The organism is Buchnera aphidicola (Rhopalosiphum maidis) (assembly GCF_003671935.1).
Lineage (GTDB): Bacteria > Pseudomonadota > Gammaproteobacteria > Enterobacterales > Enterobacteriaceae > Buchnera > Buchnera aphidicola_AL.
Genome location: NZ_CP032759.1, coordinates 450,010 through 470,008, shown reverse-complemented (window position 1 = coordinate 470,008; position 19,999 = coordinate 450,010). Strand labels below are relative to the sequence as shown.

The window sequence follows — 19,999 nt, the reverse complement described above, 5'->3', positions numbered from 1 at the left end:
AATATAATTAAATTTTTAAATTTTTTTTACAGTAATGTGATCTTAATAAAAAAGATGCTGATATCATTGGACTAAAATTATGTGTAAATCTTTAGTTATTGTTGAATCCCCCGTTAAAGCAAAAACTATAAGTAAATATTTAGGTAATCAATATATAGTAAAATCTAGTGTAGGTCATGTACGAGATTTAATAAGTAATAAACCTAAAAAGAAAAAAAGCATTAAAAAATCTAATTTAGAATTTAATGAAAAAAAAATCTTAGTACAACAAATGGGTATTAATCCATATAAAAATTGGAAAGCAGAATACCACATTCTTCCTGGTAAAGAAAAAATTATTTCTGAATTAAAAGACATTGCAAATAAAGTTAACTATATATATCTTGCCACTGATCTAGATAGAGAAGGTGAAGCAATAGCATGGCATTTAAAAGAAGTAATTGGAGGAAATTCTTTTAAATTTCGACGCGTTGTTTTTAATGAAATAACTAAACAATCAATTGAAAATGCTTTTCAAAATATCAGTAAAATTAATATGAATCGAGTATACGCACAACAGGCTCGTCGATTCATGGATAGAATTGTGGGCTATATGATTTCACCTTTATTATGGAAAAAAATATCAAGAGGATTATCTGCAGGTCGTGTTCAATCTGTAGCTGTTCGACTCATAGCAGAAAGAGAATATGAAATAAAAAATTTTATAGAAGATGAATATTGGAAAGTAAGTCTTTCTCTTTTATCTAGAGAAAATAAAAAAATAATTATGGAAATAACGCATTATAAAAATAAAAAATTTTTGTTAAATAATCAAAAAGAAGTAAATTCTGTAATAAAAAAAATTAAAAATTTATCTTTTTTTGTTACTGATAGAAAAGACAAAATTTTAAAAAAGAAACCACCAGCTCCATTAATTACCTCTACTTTACAACAAGCTTCTAATCTCGATTTAGGATTTAGTGTAAAAAAAACAATGTTTTTAGCACAAAAATTATATGAGCAGGGATACATAACTTATATAAGAACTGACTCTTGTTTTTTAAGCGATTATGCTATTAAAAAAGTTAGATTGTACATAGAAGATTTTTATGGAAGTGATTATTTACCTGAAAAACCAAATATATATGCAAATCAAAAATATTCTCAAGAAGCTCATGAAGCTATTCGACCATCAGATGTCCAAATTACAAATATTGATAATCATGATATAGATGCTGCAAAATTATATAAATTAATTTGGAATTATTTTGTAGCATCTCAGATGAAATCAGAAATATACAAATCTATTAACACGACAGTTATTGCTGATACATTTAAATTACATTCAAGTGCAAAAATAATACTTTTTTCAAGTTGGACTAAAATTTTGAAAAAATCGAAAAAGATTAATTTTGAATTTCCTATATTAAATATAGGAGATCTTTTACTTTTAGATAAAATTTTACCTAATCAAATTTTTACTAAGCCTCCTCCACGGTTTAGTGAATCATCTCTAGTACGTGAATTAGAAAAAAGAGGTATAGGAAGACCTTCTACTTACGCTACTATAATAACGAAAATAAAAGAAAAAGGATATTTAAAAGTCAAAAAAAATAAGTTTTATGCCACAAAAATAGGAGAAATTCTTATAACTCGATTGAAAAAAAATTTTTCTGATTTAGTTGATTATGATTTTACAGCTCGTATGGAAAAAAATCTTGATCAAGTTTCTGAAAAATTAATTAATTGGAAACATTTATTAAATTCTTTTTTTGATAGTTTTTCTAAACAGTTAGAAAAAGCAAAAAAAGAACCTGAAGAAGGTGGTATGGAATTAAATATTACTGTACCCACTGAAATTAATTGTTCTGTATGTAATAAAAAAATGGGAATTAAAACAGCTGTTACTGGTGTTTTTTTAAGTTGTTTAGGATACAGTTCTCAACTTAATGAAAAACGCTGTAAAAATACAATAAATTTAATTGAATTAAATGATTTCAATAAAACAAAAGAAGAAGAAAAAAAAGAAAAAAGTTTCAACCTAAAAAATAAATGTAAGAAATGCAACATGATAATGGATGCTTACTTAATTAATGAAAATCTTAAGATTTTAATTTGTATAAATAATCCTACTTGCAGTGGTTATGATCTTAAGAAAGGTCAATTTAAAAAAAATTTAAATAATTTATTTAAAAAAATAAAATGTGAAAGATGTGAAAGTGATATGTTGTTTAAGATAGGTAGATTTGGAAAGTTTTTTATGTGTATTAATAATGAATGTAAAAATACAAGAAAAATTTTACCTAATGGTGAAATATCAGAACCAAAATTAAAACCTATTCCATTTCCCGATATATTATGTACAAAATCTAATACATGGTATGTCTTAAGAGAGGGGATTTCTGGTATTTTTTTCGCTGCAAATACATTTCCTAAATCACGTGAAACAAGATCACCTTTTGTAGAAGAACTCGCTAAATTTGAATATTTATTGCCAGAAAAATTACGATATTTAGCTAGTGCACCTCAAAGAGATAACCAAGGAAACAAAACTATAGTTTGTTTTAATAAATTAAGTAAAAAACAGTATGTTGCTTCTAAAAAAGAAGGAAAATTTACAGGTTGGTCGGCTTTTTTTATTGATCAAAAATGGTGTATTTTCAACAAATAACATAACTTAATTATTTTTTGAAAAAATAAGATTAACGTATTTTTTCAGCAATTAATCTAATAAATTTAGGACTGCTAGTTAAATTTGAAGTATAAAAATTATGATCTTCACTGTTTTCAGTAAAATTACTAGTTAAACAACCTGCTTCTCTTGCTTGTAGTTTTCCTGCTATAAGATTAATAGATTTGGGATTAAAATCAAATAAACAGTCTATTCTACCAGAGGCTACATATGCTAAATCTAGTACAGTAGAACCAGTACATCTAATTGAAATTCCAGAGAAAAGTAACTTTTTATATATTTCTAAATAAGATAAAGATTGTTCATAATTTTTAAGAGGTAAATTGACAGCTACAGTAGTATAATTTAAGCTTTTAATATTAGCACATCGAATACGATAACCATTTAATTGTGAACCTTGTCCTTTAACAGCTGTAAATAAATCGTTTCTTATAGGATCATATATTACTGAAATTTCTATATTATTTTTTATAACAACAGCAATAGATATACAGAAATGTGGAAAGTTTTTAATAAAATTATTTTTTCCATCTAATTCATTGATAACCCATAAAGTATTTTTTTCATTTTTTATAAAATCAGTATTTTTATTTAAAATAACATGATTTGGATAAGATTTGTAAATTACTTCACTAATTATTCTGTATGTTTTATACATTATATTTTTAATAAATATTTTCTTTTTATCTATATCTTCTTTAATAAATTTTTGAGTATCATAATTTTGTATAATAATGTTTCCTCCTTTTCGAATTGCACGAATGGCAATATTTAACATTGGATGCATTATATTCTCCTAAATTTAAAAAAAAGATAAAGTTTTATCAAAAAAATATATGGTTTTTTATAATATCATAATTTATATATTTTTAATATTTTTTTAATTAAACTAATTATCTATATAATAATTATTTTATATCTAAATATTTGTGGACTAATTATTTAAGGTTATTAGATGCATAAAAGTATTAATATACAAAATATTTCTAATGATAAGATCAACTTATTAGATTTAAATCCAAAAGAAATAGAAATTTTTCTTATTTCTATTGGAGCTAAAAAATTTTCTACAGAACAACTCATGAAATGGATTTACAATTATAATTGTAGTAATTTTAATTTAATGTCAAATCTGAAAAAAGATATTAGAAAAAAATTAAATGAAAAATCTTGTATATTTGCATCAAATTTTACAGAAGAAAAAGTATCTTATGACGGTACTATTAAATGGATTACATCTATTAATAAACAAAAAATAGAAACTATTTATATTCCTGAAAAAAAACGTGCTACTCTTTGTGTTTCTTCACAAATTGGTTGTGCTCTAAGATGTGATTTTTGTGCTACTGGACAACAAGGTTTCAACAGAAATTTAAGAGTTTCTGAAATTATTTCTCAAATTTGGCAGGCGAATAAAATATTAAGGGAAAAAAAAAATAATAGTTTAATTACTAATATAGTTTTCATGGGTATGGGTGAACCTTTGTTAAATTTAAATAATGTTGTTTCTGCAATAAAAATTATTTTAGATAAAAATGGATTTGGATTATCAAAACGTCGTATTACTCTTTCTACTTCAGGAATTGTTCCAGCATTAGATAAATTAAGTAAAAAAATCGATGTTAGTTTAGCTATATCTTTACATGCACCAAATGATTTTATTAGAAATTCAATTATGCCAATAAATAAAAAGTATAATATTAAATCTTTTTTAAATTCAGTTTCTCAATATTTAAAATTTTCTCGTGCAAATAGAGGTGGTGTTACTGTTGAATATGTTATGTTAAGTGGAATTAACGATTCAAACGAAAATGCCAAAGAATTAGCAAATATTTTAAAAAAAATTCCTAGTAAAATAAATCTTATTCCTTGGAATTCTTTTAAAAATGCAAATTTTATATCTAGCAGTAAAAAAAGAATTAATATTTTTGCAAATATTTTAAGGACAAAGGGATTTAATACAACAATTAGAAAAAATAGAGGTCAAGATATTAACGCTGCGTGCGGTCAATTAACTGGTGAAATAATTAATCGTATTAGAAACTAATTCTAAATTTTTAAAGAGTATTAATATTTAATTATTTTATTTAAAATAAAAAAATATTCTCTTATATTTATAATAATTATATTAAACATCTATAGAAAAATATGAATAAATACAAAAATATTAAAAGAAGAAAATCTAATCGTATTTACGTTGGCAGTGTACCTATTGGAAATGGAGCTCCTATTTCTGTACAGTCAATGACCAATACTCAAACTACAAATATAAAAGAAACAATAAAACAAATTATAAAATTAAAAAAAGTAGGAGTTGATATTGTTCGAGTTTCTATTCCTACTCTAGACGCTGCGAAATCATTCAAGATCATTAAATCCAATGTAGACGTTCCATTAATTGCTGATATACATTTTGATTATAGACTAGCTATTAAATCAATAGAATATGGAGCTGATTGCTTAAGAATTAATCCAGGAAACATCGGCAATAAAAAAAGAATATCAGAAATAGTTAATTGTGCAAAACATAAAAACATACCTATTAGAATTGGTGTTAATGCAGGTTCATTGGAAAATGATATATTAAAAAAATATAAATCACCTATTCCTGAAGCTTTAGTAGAATCAGCTATTAGACATATTGAATATTTAGATAGTTTAAACTTTAATCAATTTAAAGTTAGTGTAAAAACATCAGATGTTTTTTCAGCAGTAAAAGCAAATAAAATTCTAGCAACAAAAATAATTCAACCAATACATATTGGGATAACAGAATCAGGCGCTTTACGTAATGGGATAGTCAAATCTTCTATTGGAATAACTTCTTTATTATTGTGCGGTATTGGTGATACTTTAAGAATTTCACTTGCTGCAGATCCAATAGAAGAAGTAAAAGTGGGATACGATATTTTAAAAACTTTAGGAATCAGATCTAGAGGTATTAATTTTATTGCATGTCCAACTTGTTCTAGACAAGAATTTGATGTAATTAGTGTAGTAAATCAATTAGAAAAAAACTTAGAAGATCTTTCAACTTCTATGGATGTTTCTATCATTGGTTGTATTGTTAATGGAATAGGAGAAGCTAAAATATCTACGTTAGGAGTTGTTGGAGGATCTAAAAAAAGTGCATTATATCAAGATGGAATTCGGCAAGAAAACAAGTTAAAAAACGAAGAAATTATTAAAGAACTTGAAATCCAAATTCGAAAAAAAGCAAAATATTTAGATAAATTAAAAACAAAAAATATTTAACTGTTATCAAAAAATACATTTAAGAAATATAATAAGAGAAAATAGTGAATAAAAAAATTAATCTAGTAAGAGGAATGCATGATTATCTTCCTGAAGAATTAAAAATTTGGAAAAAAATAGAAAATATCGTTAAAAAAACATTAAATAGTTATTGTTATGAAGAAATTAGACTACCTATATTAGAAAAAACTAAAATCTTTCAAAGAGCTATTGGAAATGTAACTGATGTAGTTGAAAAAGAAATGTATTCTTTTAAAGATAGAAAAGGAAATAGTTTAACCTTACGTCCTGAAGGAACTGTAGGTTGTGTACGTGCTATTATAGAAAATAATTTATTATTAAAAAAAAAAAAAGATTTTGGTATTTAGGTCCTATGTTTAGATATGAAAGACCACAAAAAGGTCGATATCGTCAATTTTATCAATTAGGTGTTGAAGTTTTTGGATTGAATACACCAGATATTGACTTAGAAATTATTTTATTAATAAATCGTTTATGGAAAAGTTTATCTATTGATAATCATGTAAAATTAGAAATTAATTCAATTGGTTCCAAATTAGATCGTGTTAAATATCAAAAAGAATTAGTTCTATTTCTTGAAAAATATAAAAGTTTTTTAGATGAAGATTCTCAAAAACGTTTATATACTAATCCGTTTAGAATTTTAGACTCTAAAAATACTATTCTACAGAAAATTCTAAAAAAAGCTCCATTATTAAAAAACTATATTAATTCTGCTTCAATTCATCATTTTAACAGTTTATGTAATATGATGGATTTATATGGAATAAAATATATACATAACCCAAATTTAGTACGTGGTTTAGATTATTATAATAGTACTGTATTTGAATGGAAAACAGATCAAATAGGATCCCAAAATACTATTTGTGCTGGTGGGAGATATGATTCTTTAGTTGAAGAACTAGGTGGAAATAAAACATCTGCCATAGGATTTGCAATAGGTATTGAACGTTTGGTTTTATTAATAAAATCATTAAATATTATTTCTTTTAAAGAAGAAGAAATTAATATTTATATTATTTTTATAGGAGAAACAAATAAAATATATGCAATAAAATTATCAGAAGAAATAAGAAATATATATCCTAAATTAAAAATATTTGTAGATTTTTTAACTTGTAGTCTTTCAAAAAAAATAAAAAATGCCGTAGATTCTTTAGCTCATATTGCGATATTAATAGGTACAAATGAAATAAGCAATAATTGTTTTTTATTAAAAGATTTAAAAAAGGGAAAAGAATATTTTTTTTCAAAAAGTGAATTAATATTAAAAATTAAAAAAATTTTTAACAAATAAAATAATTAAAAAAATACTTATACGAAATTTAATTGTATATTTTTTATTTTATTCTAAAGTTATAGGACAAAAATGTTTAATAAAAAAATAGATTTTGCTGAATATGATCCAGAATTATGGAAAGCAATTGATCAAGAAAAAAATCGACAAGAAAACCACATAGAATTAATTGCATCAGAAAATTACACTAGTAATTATGTCATGTATGCACAAGGTTCACAATTAACTAATAAATACGCAGAAGGTTATCCTAAAAAACGTTATTATGGGGGTTGTGAATACGTAGATATTGTAGAAAAACTAGCAATTAATCGAGCAAAAAAACTCTTTAACGCTGATTATGCTAATGTTCAACCTCATTCAGGATCCCAAGCAAATTTTGCTGTTTATACAGCACTATTAAATCCTGGTGATACAATATTAGGAATGAAATTATCTCATGGAGGTCATTTAACACATGGTTCTTCTGTAAATTTTTCAGGAAAAATATATAATGTAGTCGGATATGGAGTAGATAAAAACGGAGATATTGACTATCAAGAAATGAGAGAGTTAGCAAAAAAACATAAACCTAAGATGATTATTGGTGGATTTTCAGCATATTCTGGCATTTGTAATTGGTCAAAGATGCGAAATATTGCTGATGAAATTAATGCTTATTTTGTTGTTGACATTGCTCATATCGCTGGTTTAATAGCTGCAAATCTTTATCCTAATCCTATAGATTATGCACATGTTGTAACAAGTACAACACATAAGACATTAGCAGGTCCTCGTGGTGGTTTAATTTTATCTAAAAATGGAACTGATGCATTTTATAAAAAAATAAATTTATCTGTTTTTCCAGGTGCACAGGGTGGACCACTTATGCATGTTATTGCGGCAAAAGCCATTGCTTTTAAAGAAGCTTTAGAACCTAGTTTTAAACTATATCAACAACAAGTTATTAAAAACGCTAAAATTATGGTTCAATCTTTTTTAGAAAACAACTATAAAATTGTCTCTGGAAATACATCTAATCATTTATTTTTACTAGATCTAACAAATAAAAAAATAACAGGACAAGAAGCTGATATTGCTTTAGGAAAATGCAATATAACGGTTAATAAAAATACTGTTCCAAATGATTTAAGAAGTCCTTTTATTACTTCAGGAATACGTATTGGAACGCCTGCTGTTACAAAACGAGGTTTCAAAGAAAACGAAATATTACAGGTAGCAGATTGGATTGTTTATATTTTAAATAATATTAAAAATAAAAATAGCATTATTAAAATAAAAAATAAAGTATTAGAACTCTGTTCAGAATATCCTGTTTATATTTAAATCAAAACATATTAACTGTATCCATCTTTGTTAAAGATAATATTAATTATAATAAATATTGAAAATATTTATTATTATATTTTATTCAGGAACCAAAATTTTTATTTTTTTAATATTAATTAAATTTTTATTTTTTAAATAAGGAATTATTCCTAATAATGGTGATTTAATATAACTTAACAAAGTTTGGATATAATATGAAGTATACTGATTCTTTGGAAAAATATTATTAGCAATCCATCCTAAACATGTTAAATTTTCTGAAAGAATTGCTTTTTCAGTTAAAATAGCATGATTAATACAACCTAATTTTATTCCTACAACAAAAATAATTTCTAACTTTTCTTCCTTGACCCAATCTGAAAAAGATACTATCTCAGATAGAGGTGTGTACCACCCACCTGCTCCTTCTATTAAAATCCAATTAGATTTTTGAGCAATATGATTCAAACCTAAAGATAAATCTTTTTTTCGTATATTTTTTTTCTGAATTAAACTCATCATATGAGGAGGTAGATTTCCAGAAAACGAAATCGGATTTACTTCTTTGTAATCTAACAAAACAGAACTATTTTCTTTTAAAATTAAAGCATCTTGATTTATAAAAACATATTGTTTTTTTTTCGTTTTAGAAAATATAATCTTACGTTTTTTAATTCCTGAAGATATAGGTTTGTATCCTGCTGTTCTATATCCCAATTCGCTTGCTTTTCTTAATAAAATACTACTTACAGTTGTTTTTCCTATACCTGTGTCAGTACCAGTGATAAATATTTTTTTTTTCATAATTTATTTTAATTAGTTAGGAACTATATATAATATTTATTATCTATTAAAGATAATTTCTTTAAATTTATAAAGTTTTAAGTTGGGTAACTCAACACAGTTTATTCTATGTATTTAATTGGTTTATTAATACAAAAGAATATAGTGGTTGGTTACGCAAATTAAAAGAATAAGTATTTTAAAATAAATAAAAAAATCTATTAAAAAATACTTTTATATTTAGTTTATTAGATTGCTGCATTATAGTATTGTTCTTTTTTTAAATTAGATGTTTTTAAATTGTCATTATCTTTATTACCTTTTTTAAAACTTTGTATTTTATAATCAGGAAAAAGGTCTAATTTTTGAAAAAGTTTTTGATCTTTCTCTTCTTTTGGATTGTTTGAAGTTAGTAGTTTACATCCATAAAAAATAGAATTTGCTCCTGCCATAAAACACATAGCTTGAGTCTGATCATTCATATTTTCACGACCTGCAGATAATCGAATATAAGATTTTGGCATCATAATTCTTGTAGCTGCTACAACTCTAATAAATTCAAATGGATCTACATTTTCATTTTTTTCCATAGGTGTTCCAGGTATTTTTACTAGCATGTTTATTGGCACACTTTCTGGTTGAATAGATAAATTAGATAATTCCATTAGAAGTTCCATTCGATCTTGTTTTTTTTCCCCAAGACCAATAATTCCTCCAGAACAAATTTTCATACCTGAATTTCGAACTGTTTTTAAAGTATTTAAACGTTCTTCGTATGTACGAGTTGTTATTATACTGCTATAAAAACTAGAAGATGTATCTAAGTTATGATTATAAAAATCCAAACCTGCATCAGCTAATTTTTTTGCTTGAGAATTATTTAGTGTTCCTAAAGTCATACAGGTTTCCATCCCCATTTTTTTTATTTCTTTGATAATTTTTTCTAAATATGGCATATCTTTTTCTTTAGGATTTTTCCATGCAGCACCCATGCAAAATCGAGTTGAACCTGAAGATTTAGCTTTTTTTGCAGCTTTTAAAATTTGTTCTATTTCTAATAATGGTTCTTTTTTTAAACCGGTTTTATATCTTGAACTTTGTGGGCAATATTTGCAATCTTCAGGGCATGCACCAGTTTTAATTGATAGTAATGTACTAATCTGTATTCTATTAGGATTAAAGTATTCACGATGTTTTTTTTGAGCTTCAAATATAAGATCAAAAAAAGGTTTTGAAAAAAGTTTTTTTGTGTCTTCTAGATTCCATCTGCGATTCATATAATCTCCAAAAAAAAATATGATTTTGTTTAAGTAAAGGTTTATAATAACTTATTTAATATTTTTATATATAAATTATAATGAGTCAATCTGATATATTTTTTGATCATAAGCACATTTGGCATCCGTATTCTTCTATAATCAACCCTCTTCCATGTTATTCTGTAATGTCAGCAAAAGGTGTTTATTTAAAATTAAAAAATGGAAAAAATATAATAGATGGTATGTCTTCATGGTGGTCTACTATACATGGTTATAATCATCCTGTATTAAATAGATCTTTAAAAAAACAAATGAGAAAAATGTCTCATGTCATGTTTGGAGGTATTACGCATCCTTCTGCAATTTTACTATGTAAGCAATTAGTTAAATTAACTCCAAAAAAATTAGATTGTGTTTTTCTTTCTGATTCTGGGTCAATAGCTGTTGAAGTAGCAATAAAAATGTTAATACAATATTGGGAAGCCTTAGGTGAACAAAGAACACAAATTCTAACAATTAGAAATGGATATCATGGTGATACTTTTGCTGCTATGTCCATCTCTGATCCCAATAATTCTATGCATAGAATATACAATAAATTTTTACCAAGAAATTTATTTGCAGAAAAACCTACTTCTTCTTTTCATAAAGAATGGAACTCCGTTGATATCCAATCTTTTAAAAAAATAATGAGAAAAAAATCAAAACAAATAGCTGGCGTTATGTTAGAACCTATTGTACAAGGTGTAGGAGGAATGAATTTCTATCATCCTACATACTTAAAAGAAATAAAAAAATTATGTAAAAATTATTCCATTCCATTAGTTTTTGATGAAATTGCAACAGGATTCGGTCGTACTGGAAAATTTTTTGCTTTTCAACATGCTAATGTTGTACCAGACATACTTTGTTTAGGTAAAGCTATGACGGGTGGTACAATAACTTTAGCTGCTACTTTAACTTCACGAAACATTGCAAATACAATTAGCAGAAGTACAGTAAGTTGTTTTATGCATGGACCTACTTACATGGGTAATCCATTAGCGTGTGCTGTAGCTAGTGCTAATATAAAAATACTAGAAAAAAATGAATGGAAAAAACAAGTTTTTAATATTGAAAAACAACTTTATCAAAATTTATTACCATTAATTCATCATCCAAGAGTTAAAGATGTTCGTGTATTAGGTGCTATTGGAGTAGTTGAATGTTCACATTGCGTGAATATGGCTCTTATACAAAAATTTTTTGTAAAAAATGGTGTTTGGATTCGACCGTTTAAAAAAATCATTTATATTGTACCACCTTATATTATCAGTATGGATTGTTTAAGAAAACTTATTAATGTTATTAAAAAATCTTTAGATAATGATACATTATTCAATGTAAATAGCGTTTAATTTATAAAATATTTTTTATTAATTTACATTATAAATGAAGCTATCCATAGAGGACCTTTACTCGTCTTGTATTCACTGATCTTTTTTAAGGTACCTTTTTTTTGACAAATTCTATATAAACTTAATTTATTAGATTTTTGTCCAGCAACTATTAAATAGTTATTATTTTCATCAATGCAAAATGAACGTGGTTGTTCTTCTGTATCATATTTTTTTAAAAAATTAATTTTATTATCATTTTTATTAACATGAAATAATGAAATGCTATTCAAAAATCTATCAGATACATATAAAAAATTACCACATGAAGTTAAGTGAATGTCAGAAGACCAATATTTTTTTTCTTTTAAATTTGATAAATTTACATTTTGTATATTTTTTACTTTTAATAAAGTATTTTCTTGATATATTTTCCATACATCAACAGTACCATTCAATTCATTAACAGTATAAGCAAAATTTTGATTAGGATGAAATATAATGTGACGCGGTCCTGATTTTAATTGAGAAGAAACTAATTTTTGTTCCGTGCTTTTTAATATACCGAAATCTGTTAACTTATATAAATAAATACAATCATTTTTTAATGAAGTTACAAATAAAACATTGTATTTACTATTGAATTTAGAAGCATGACAACCTTCAATATTATGAATAATTTGTATTGGATTTTTAGGAACACCATTTTTATCTAATGGACTTACGCTTATACAGTTAGAGTGATATGAACTACAAAACAAAAATTTTTCGCTACTATCAAAAGAAATATAATTAGGTGTACCAGGAATAATACTTTCTCCTTTTTTTTTAAGTAAACCATTTTCGTCTATCCAATAACTAACAATACAATTGTTAGGACGAACTCCAGCATATAATAAATTTTTATTTTTAATAATTGAAATTGGCTGCACTTGACCGTTAGTTTGAACTGTTTGTATTAATTCCATATTTTCATTATTATGTAGATTCCATACTTCTATATTTTCACTTTCTGCATTGGCAATATAAAAAATTTGTTTCATATATTTTTCTCAATATTTTTTAATAAAAATCAAAGGGAGATACATAAATATTTTTTATATAATTATTTATAAAAAATTTTTAAAAATAATTGTAATTTATTACAAATTTATATTTTACATAATTTTTTTATTTAATATTTTTTAATAAATCTTTAATCCATTTAAGACGTGTATAATTATCTTTAAAATTATGGAAAAAATGTAATTTTATTGAGTTTTCCATTTTCCAAAGATGAGGTTCTTGTTTGAATAATTTTAACAAATATTCCGTATTAATAGTACTTTGTTTATCAAATTCTATAATTCCTCTTTTTCCATTAGATTTAATACATAAAATACCAATTTCTTCTGTTAATAATCTAATTTTAGAGATTAAAATTAAATTTTTTGCAGGAAGAGGTAATTTTCCAAATTGGTCTATTAATTCGAATTTTATTTTTTCTATATCTTTTTTATTTTTAACGTTTGAAAGTTTTTTATAATAAAACAATCGTTTATTCACATCAAAAATATAACTAGAAGGTAATAAAGAAGGTACATAAAGTTCAATATCTGATTTTTTTATTAGTTCTTCTAATAAAGGTTTTTCTCCACCATTTTTTAAAATTTCAATTGCTTTTTTTAATAATTTTAGATACAAAGAAAAACCAATATTCTGTATGTGACCACTTTGCTCTTTACCTAACAATTCACCTATTCCTCTAATTTCTAAATCTTTATTTGATAGAGTAAATCCACCTCCAAAATTATTTATTAATGAAATAGCATTTAGTCTTTTTTTTGCCTCTGATGTAATTTTTTTTAAATTATTTACGAGAAAAAAAGAATATGCTTGATGATTTGACCGTCCAATTCTCCCTCTAAGTTGATGAAGTTGAGATAATCCAAAATAATCTGAATTTTCTATAATCATAGTATTAGCTTTTGGTACGTCAATACCACTTTCAATAATAGTTGTACAAACTAAAACATCAAAATGATGATGATAAAATTCATTCATTATCTTTTTTAGTTCAGTATTTTTCATTTGACCATGCCCGATTTTAATATGAGCTTCAGGAACTAAATTTGATAATTTCTTCGCTATATTATTAATATTCTGAACTTTATTATAAATATAATACACTTGTCCACCTCTAGATATTTCACGTAAAATTGCTTCTTTGACTAAAATAGGATTATACTCTTCTATAAAGCTTTTTATTTTTAGTCTTTCTTGAGGTGGCTGTGATATAATAGATAAATCTTTTATACCTGTCATGGCCATATTTAAAGTACGAGGTATAGGTGTTGCTGTTAAAGTTAATATATCAATGTTAGAATATGTTTTTTTTATGATTTCTTTATGATTTACACCAAATCGATGCTCTTCATCAATAATCAGTAAACCAAGATTGTACCAATTTATATTTTTTAATAAAATTTTATGTGTTCCTATTAATATTTTAATATCTCCATTTTTAATTTTTGTTAAAATATTTTTTTGTTCTGTTTCATTTCTAAATCGAGATAAAATATCAATTTTAACAGACCAATTATGAAAACGTTTTTTAAAATTATCAAAATGTTGCTGTGCTAATAAAGTAGTTGGTACTAAAATAACGACTTGTTTATAATTTGATACACATATGAAAGCAGCTCTCATTGCTACTTCTGTTTTACCAAATCCTACGTCTCCACAAATTAATCTATCCATTGGAATAGATTTTTTCATGTCGTTTAATACAGATTTGATTGCATCATTTTGATCTAATGTAGTTTTAAATGGAAAATCTTTACAGAAAAGTTTGTAATTTTTTTCATTTATTTGAAATGAAAATCCATTTTGAGACAATCTTTTTGAATAAATATCTAACAAAATTGCTGCATGATCATAAAGAGTTTTATTAATTTTCGTTTTTTCTTTATTCCAGCTACCTCCACCTAATTTATGAAGTGGTATGTTTTTTTCTAGAATTCCAATATAAGGTGAAATAAGATGTAAATGAGAAATAGGAACATATAATTTATCTTGTTCTGCATATAAAATGACTAAATATTCAGATTCAATACTAGCAGTCTTTATTTTAGTTAATCCCTGATATCGTCCAATACCGTGTTCAATATGTATGATTAAATCATTTAATTTTAATTTATCTAAATGATTCTTTTTTTTTTGAAGAATATTTTTTTTAATTAGTATAAGAGATTTATTTTGATTAAAATTTGGAAAAATTTTTTTTATAGGAACGAATAAAAAATTTCTTTTTATATTTATAAATCCATTATATAAATTCCCTATAATGTATAAATAATTAAAATTTTGATTAAAATCAGTAATATTTTTTATGTATTTTGGATAAATGTTTTCAGATGCCAAAATTTTTAAAAAGGTTTTTATACAATCCTCTTTTGTTAAAGAAAAAATTATTTTTCCTGAAAAATTTTTTAAAAAAGAGAATTTTTCACTGGTATTTGCGTTCATGAAACATTCAGGTAATTTTTTGTAATTTTTTTTAATAGAATTTTTATTCTCTGTATCCTTACTAAGTACAATTTGAATAGAACAATATTTTTTTAAAAAAAATGATAATTCTTTAGTTGTTATCCATATTTTTTCCGGTTTAATTATTATATTAAAATATTTTTTCTGCAATAAATTATATCTTTCTGTAATTTTTTTCCAAAATTCATTGGAATTATTCTTATATTGATCTTGATAAATAATTAAAGTTTTTTCAGATAAATAATCAAATAGTGTTGATAACGGTTTTTCAAAAAAAAACGATTGTAAATACTCAACACTAAAAAATTTTTTTTTCTCAAAAATACTTTTATAAAATTTATTAAATTCCATATTTTTAGAAAAAAATTGATTATAATTTTTCTTGAAAATATCAAATCCATCTTTATTTTTTGGAAACTCATTTCTTGGCATAACAACAATTGATTCTTTTTCTTTAAAAGTTAGTTGATTATTTATATTAAATAATTTTAAATTAAAAATTTTATTCTCTTCAAAAAAAATTCTATACGGTGAAATTGAACCAACAGGATAAATATCAATTAATGATTTTTTTATACTAAAATCACCAATCTCTTTCACTTCATTTCTTTTACAATATCCAATCTTTTCTAGTTTAGAAATTAAATTTTTAAATTTAAAAAAATTATCTTTCTGAATTAAAAAAGATTCTTTGTAAAGATATTTATAAGGACATATTTTTTGTAAAAGAGTTTGAACTGCAATAATTAACAAACCTTTTTTTATTTTAGAAAGATTATATAATGTAGAAATACGAGAAGAGATAATTTTTTTATCAGGTGAAAGATGATCATATGGCAATATTTGCCAATCTGGAAAAACTATTACTTGTCTATTTGTAAAATATTTTGTTAATTTTTCTAATTGTAAAGAGGATTTTATATTAGATGTAATCAATACAACTAAATCTGAATGATTTTCGATAATAGAAGCACATTCAAATGGAATTACTGATAAAATCAGTTGATCTGATATATATATTTTTTTATTTTTTTTTATCATATTATTATTTATCTAATTGAAAATTTTTATAAAACTCTTAAAAATAGACTCAACATATTATTAAAAAAATATTTTTTCTTTAATAAAACCAAAATAAATAATAATTTATTTATAAATATGTTTATATATATTTTTTAATATTGTTTATTAAATATGTTAATATACAAGTTAAAATTTTAATTGTAAAATTAACATAAATAAATTATTTTTTTAAATTCAATTTACTACAACAGTTCTTAACTATTAAAGATATTATAAATGTATAAGCCTATATATATATTTATCGGTTTACGTTATCTATGGAATCCTCATTTACCAAATTTTAAAAAAATTATTACTATTTTATCAATTTTAGGCATAAGTGTCGGTATATCTTCAACTATTATTACCATATCTATAATCAATGGATTTCAAAATAAATTTCGAAATGACATTTTATCTTTTATTCCCCATGTAATTATTACTAGTAAAAGTCGCAGTGTTAATAAATTACATTTTCCTAAAGAAATTTTAAAGTTAAAAAATATTGAACAAATTACAGATTTTGTTAGTAAAAAAGTAATTATCGAAAATAAAAATGAAATTAATATAGGAGAAATAATTGGTATTGAAGCAAAGAATAAAAAAATTTTAGAAAATTATGGTATAAAAAATTCTTCATATACTCTTAATTCAAGAAAATATAATATAATTATAGGCAGCGAACTAGCTAAAAAACTGCATGTTCATATAAATGACAAAATTAAATTAATTGTTTTGCCTTTTAGTAAAAGAAATCTTTTAAAAAATTATCTTAATATAAGATTATTTACAATAACTGGTATATTTTCAACTAATAATGAAGTTGATGAATATCAAATATTAATGAATCAAAAAAATGCTTTAAACTTTTTGAATTATGATAAATATCATATCACTGGTTGGAGAATATGGTTGAAAGATCCATTTATTCTAAATGTTCAGAAAATAAAAAAATTAAATAAAAATTTTATTATATTAGATTGGAAAATGAAAAAAGGTGAGTTTTTTAAAGCAATGCAAATCGAAAAATACATTATGTTATTTTTTTTTATTTTAATTTTATTAGTAGCAGGTTTTAACATTGTTACATCACTAACCATGAATGTACTAGATAAAAAAAATAATATTTCGATTTTTCAATCTCAAGGGTTATCTCGTTATAAAATAATGTTAATATTCGTTGTTTTAGGATCAACTATTTCTGTAGTTGGAAATTTAGTTGGTACAATAATTAGTATTATATTAATTTTTCAAAAAGATTTTTTGAATTTTTTAATTAAAATATTTTTTATCGATATTGAGATTCCTATAAAAGTTCTTCCCATTCAAATTTTAATAATCAATCTTATATCTGTATTTTTTACGATTTTATCAACATTATATCCAATTTGGTATGCTATTAAATCAACCCCAGCTAGAATCTTATCTGATGAATAAAAATATAATTTTACAATGTGCTAATTTGACAAAGTCTTTTTATAAAAAAAAAGAAGAAATAAAAATATTAAGTAATATATCATTAAAAGTTCACAGAGGCGATATTATATTTATAACTGGAAAATCTGGTTCTGGAAAAAGTACATTTTTACACTTATTAAGTGGATTAGATAATCCTACTTCTGGACGTATACTATTTGATGGAATTTTATTAAGTTCTATGTCATCGAACGAAATAGCTAAATTAAGAAATTTAAAATTAGGATTTATTTTTCAATTTCATCATTTACTTTTAGATTTTAATGTTCTTGAAAACGTCTCTATACCATCATTAATCAGTAAAAAAAGTACTAAAGAATCAAAAGAAAAATCATATGAAATATTAAAAAGAGTTCATTTAGAAAAAAAAGTAAATAAATATCCTTCTGAATTGTCTGGTGGTGAAAGACAACGTGTAGCCATCGCTCGAGCTTTAGTCAATCAACCTTCTTTAGTAATAGCAGATGAACCAACAAGTAATTTAGATAAAAATAATGAAAAAATTATTTTTGATTTAATATTTGAGTTAAATAGCACTTTAAATACTTCTTTTTTAATCGTAAGTCATAATCTAAGTTTTATAAAAAAACAACATATTTTATTTGAAATGAAACATGGTCAATTATTTAATAATAAGAATCAATATAAAAAGACACATTAAATGAATTTTTTATCTTTTTTAATTTCAAAACGATTATATCATCGAAATAATAAAAATTATGCAGTATTATTAACTTCTATTTTATCTAAGATAGGAATTTCTATTAGTATATTCACATTAGTTTTAAGTTTTAGCGCTTTAAATGGTTTTCAAATATTAATAAAAAAAAATATTTTGTCAGCTTTACCACATGGGATTATTGAACTAACAGATCAATCTTTACTTAATTGGAAAGATGTCACAAAAAAATTAAAACTCCTACCAGAAGTTATTTACTCTGAACCATATATTTTAATGAATAGTATTCTATTAAAAAATGATCAAATAAGGTTTATTAATATTAAAAGTTTCAAAAATGTAGAATATATAAAAAAGTATTTTTCTTTTCAAAAAAAATTATTTAATTTTTCTAAATTAAAAAAAATTTGTAACAATGAAATTATTATTTCTTCTGATTTAGCAGAGTATTTCTCTCTTAAAGAAGGAGATTTAATTACTCTAATTATTTTAAATAAAAAAATAAATTTTGAAAAAAATAAAATAAAAAATTTTTCTTTTAAAATTAAATCTATATTCCATTCTAATGGAATTTCAAACTCAAACATTGGGTTAATACCTTTTATTTTTTTCCAAAAAGTTTTTAAAATAGACAACGATGTTGATAAAATTGAATTGTATATGTCTGATCCATTTCAAGCAGATAAAATTATTCTAAAAATAGCTGAAAAAACAAAAATACCTCTTTTTTTTTATAGTTGGATGTACAGTTATAAATATATTTATCATGATATTAAAATAATTAAAACAATAATATATTTGACATTATTTTTGATAATACTGATTTCATGTTTTAGTTTGATATCTATTTCTTTAACAACTATATCTAAAAAAACAAAAGAAATTGCTATTTTACGAAGTATAGGTGCCAATAATATTCTTATTCAACTAATTTTCTTCTACTATGGAATGCGTTTTATTTTTATAGGAAATTTAATAGGTTTATTAACAGGTATTATAACAGTATTAAATTTTAAAAAAATTATGTTGTTTTTAGAAAACAATTTTTCAGAAAGTTGGTTATTACAAAATGTCTATTATAAAAATTTTTTATTATTAAAATTAAATTTATTTGATTTAATTATTATTTTTATAAGTACCTTAATAATAGGAATTATTGCAAATTGGTATCCCATATATTATGCATCTAAAATAAATCCCAACGAAATATTAAGAGAATATTAAAATTATTTCTTTTAAAGAAATGAAAAAAATATTTTTTATAAAAAAGTAAATATTAGT

The 19,999-nt window shown here is 23.4% G+C and carries 13 protein-coding genes and 1 pseudogene; 9 read left to right on the top strand and 5 right to left on the bottom strand.

All coding sequences use genetic code 11. The features are described from left to right. The first annotated feature begins 79 nt into the window (after window positions 1–79). Window positions 80–2,650, top strand: a complete 2,571-nt coding sequence (gene topA / locus D8S97_RS02335; protein WP_158361343.1) for a type I DNA topoisomerase — start codon at window positions 80–82, stop codon at window positions 2,648–2,650. A 31-nt stretch (window positions 2,651–2,681) separates the two neighbouring features. Here the strand turns inward: topA and D8S97_RS02330 are convergent, their stop codons facing one another. Then, entirely contained in the window at window positions 2,682–3,458 is a 777-nt protein-coding gene (locus tag D8S97_RS02330; protein WP_158361340.1) for an inositol monophosphatase family protein, read from the bottom strand. A 168-nt stretch (window positions 3,459–3,626) separates the two neighbouring features. Here D8S97_RS02330 and rlmN point away from each other — a divergent pair, with 168 nt between their 5' ends. The 4 genes and pseudogenes from rlmN (at window position 3,627) to glyA (ending at window position 8,573) form a co-directional block, all read left to right on the top strand. Beyond that, window positions 3,627–4,718 carry a 23S rRNA (adenine(2503)-C(2))-methyltransferase RlmN gene (gene rlmN, locus D8S97_RS02325; RefSeq protein WP_158361337.1) on the top strand — a complete coding sequence of 364 codons (1,092 nt, stop codon included), beginning with the start codon at window positions 3,627–3,629 and terminating at the stop codon, window positions 4,716–4,718. A 101-nt stretch (window positions 4,719–4,819) separates the two neighbouring features. Next, the gene (ispG, locus tag D8S97_RS02320; RefSeq protein WP_158361335.1) at window positions 4,820–5,926 is read left to right on the top strand and encodes a flavodoxin-dependent (E)-4-hydroxy-3-methylbut-2-enyl-diphosphate synthase; all 1,107 of its coding nucleotides are present in this window, start codon (window positions 4,820–4,822) and stop codon (window positions 5,924–5,926) included. 44 nt (window positions 5,927–5,970) lie between these two features. Continuing rightward, a pseudogene (gene hisS / locus D8S97_RS02315) lies at window positions 5,971–7,247 on the top strand (histidine--tRNA ligase). A gap of 72 nt (window positions 7,248–7,319) precedes the next feature. Further along, entirely contained in the window at window positions 7,320–8,573 is a 1,254-nt protein-coding gene (gene glyA, locus D8S97_RS02310; protein ID WP_158361333.1) for a serine hydroxymethyltransferase, read from the top strand. A gap of 81 nt (window positions 8,574–8,654) precedes the next feature. Here the strand turns inward: glyA and bioD are convergent, their stop codons facing one another. After that, on the bottom strand, window positions 8,655–9,359 hold the full coding sequence (gene bioD, locus D8S97_RS02305; RefSeq protein ID WP_158361330.1) for a dethiobiotin synthase: 705 nt from the start codon (window positions 9,357–9,359) through the stop codon (window positions 8,655–8,657). A 227-nt stretch (window positions 9,360–9,586) separates the two neighbouring features. Beyond that, window positions 9,587–10,615, bottom strand: a complete 1,029-nt coding sequence (bioB, locus tag D8S97_RS02300) for a biotin synthase BioB (protein ID WP_158361328.1) — start codon at window positions 10,613–10,615, stop codon at window positions 9,587–9,589. An 80-nt stretch (window positions 10,616–10,695) separates the two neighbouring features. Between bioB and bioA the strand changes: the two genes are divergently transcribed. Further along, on the top strand, window positions 10,696–11,994 hold the full coding sequence (gene bioA, locus D8S97_RS02295; protein WP_158361324.1) for an adenosylmethionine--8-amino-7-oxononanoate transaminase: 1,299 nt from the start codon (window positions 10,696–10,698) through the stop codon (window positions 11,992–11,994). 23 nt (window positions 11,995–12,017) lie between these two features. Here the strand turns inward: bioA and pgl are convergent, their stop codons facing one another. Further along, window positions 12,018–13,016 carry a 6-phosphogluconolactonase gene (gene pgl, locus D8S97_RS02290; RefSeq protein WP_158361322.1) on the bottom strand — a complete coding sequence of 333 codons (999 nt, stop codon included), beginning with the start codon at window positions 13,014–13,016 and terminating at the stop codon, window positions 12,018–12,020. A 127-nt stretch (window positions 13,017–13,143) separates the two neighbouring features. Beyond that, window positions 13,144–16,542: a transcription-repair coupling factor gene (gene mfd / locus D8S97_RS02285; protein ID WP_158361319.1), complete on the bottom strand. Its 3,399-nt coding sequence runs from the start codon at window positions 16,540–16,542 to the stop codon at window positions 13,144–13,146. A 258-nt stretch (window positions 16,543–16,800) separates the two neighbouring features. Between mfd and D8S97_RS02280 the strand changes: the two genes are divergently transcribed. Genes D8S97_RS02280 through D8S97_RS02270 form a run of 3 tightly spaced genes read left to right on the top strand, consistent with a single transcriptional unit; the run spans window position 16,801 to window position 19,942 of the window. Then, complete coding sequence (locus D8S97_RS02280) at window positions 16,801–18,000, top strand: ABC transporter permease (protein WP_158361317.1); 1,200 nt, start codon at window positions 16,801–16,803, stop codon at window positions 17,998–18,000. Then, entirely contained in the window at window positions 17,993–18,700 is a 708-nt protein-coding gene (gene lolD, locus D8S97_RS02275) for a lipoprotein-releasing ABC transporter ATP-binding protein LolD (protein WP_158361315.1), read from the top strand. Before D8S97_RS02280 ends, lolD begins: the two co-directional genes overlap by 8 nt. Further along, window positions 18,701–19,942 carry an FtsX-like permease family protein gene (locus tag D8S97_RS02270; protein ID WP_158361313.1) on the top strand — a complete coding sequence of 414 codons (1,242 nt, stop codon included), beginning with the start codon at window positions 18,701–18,703 and terminating at the stop codon, window positions 19,940–19,942. It abuts the gene before it with no gap. Window positions 19,943–19,999 lie beyond the last annotated feature (57 nt).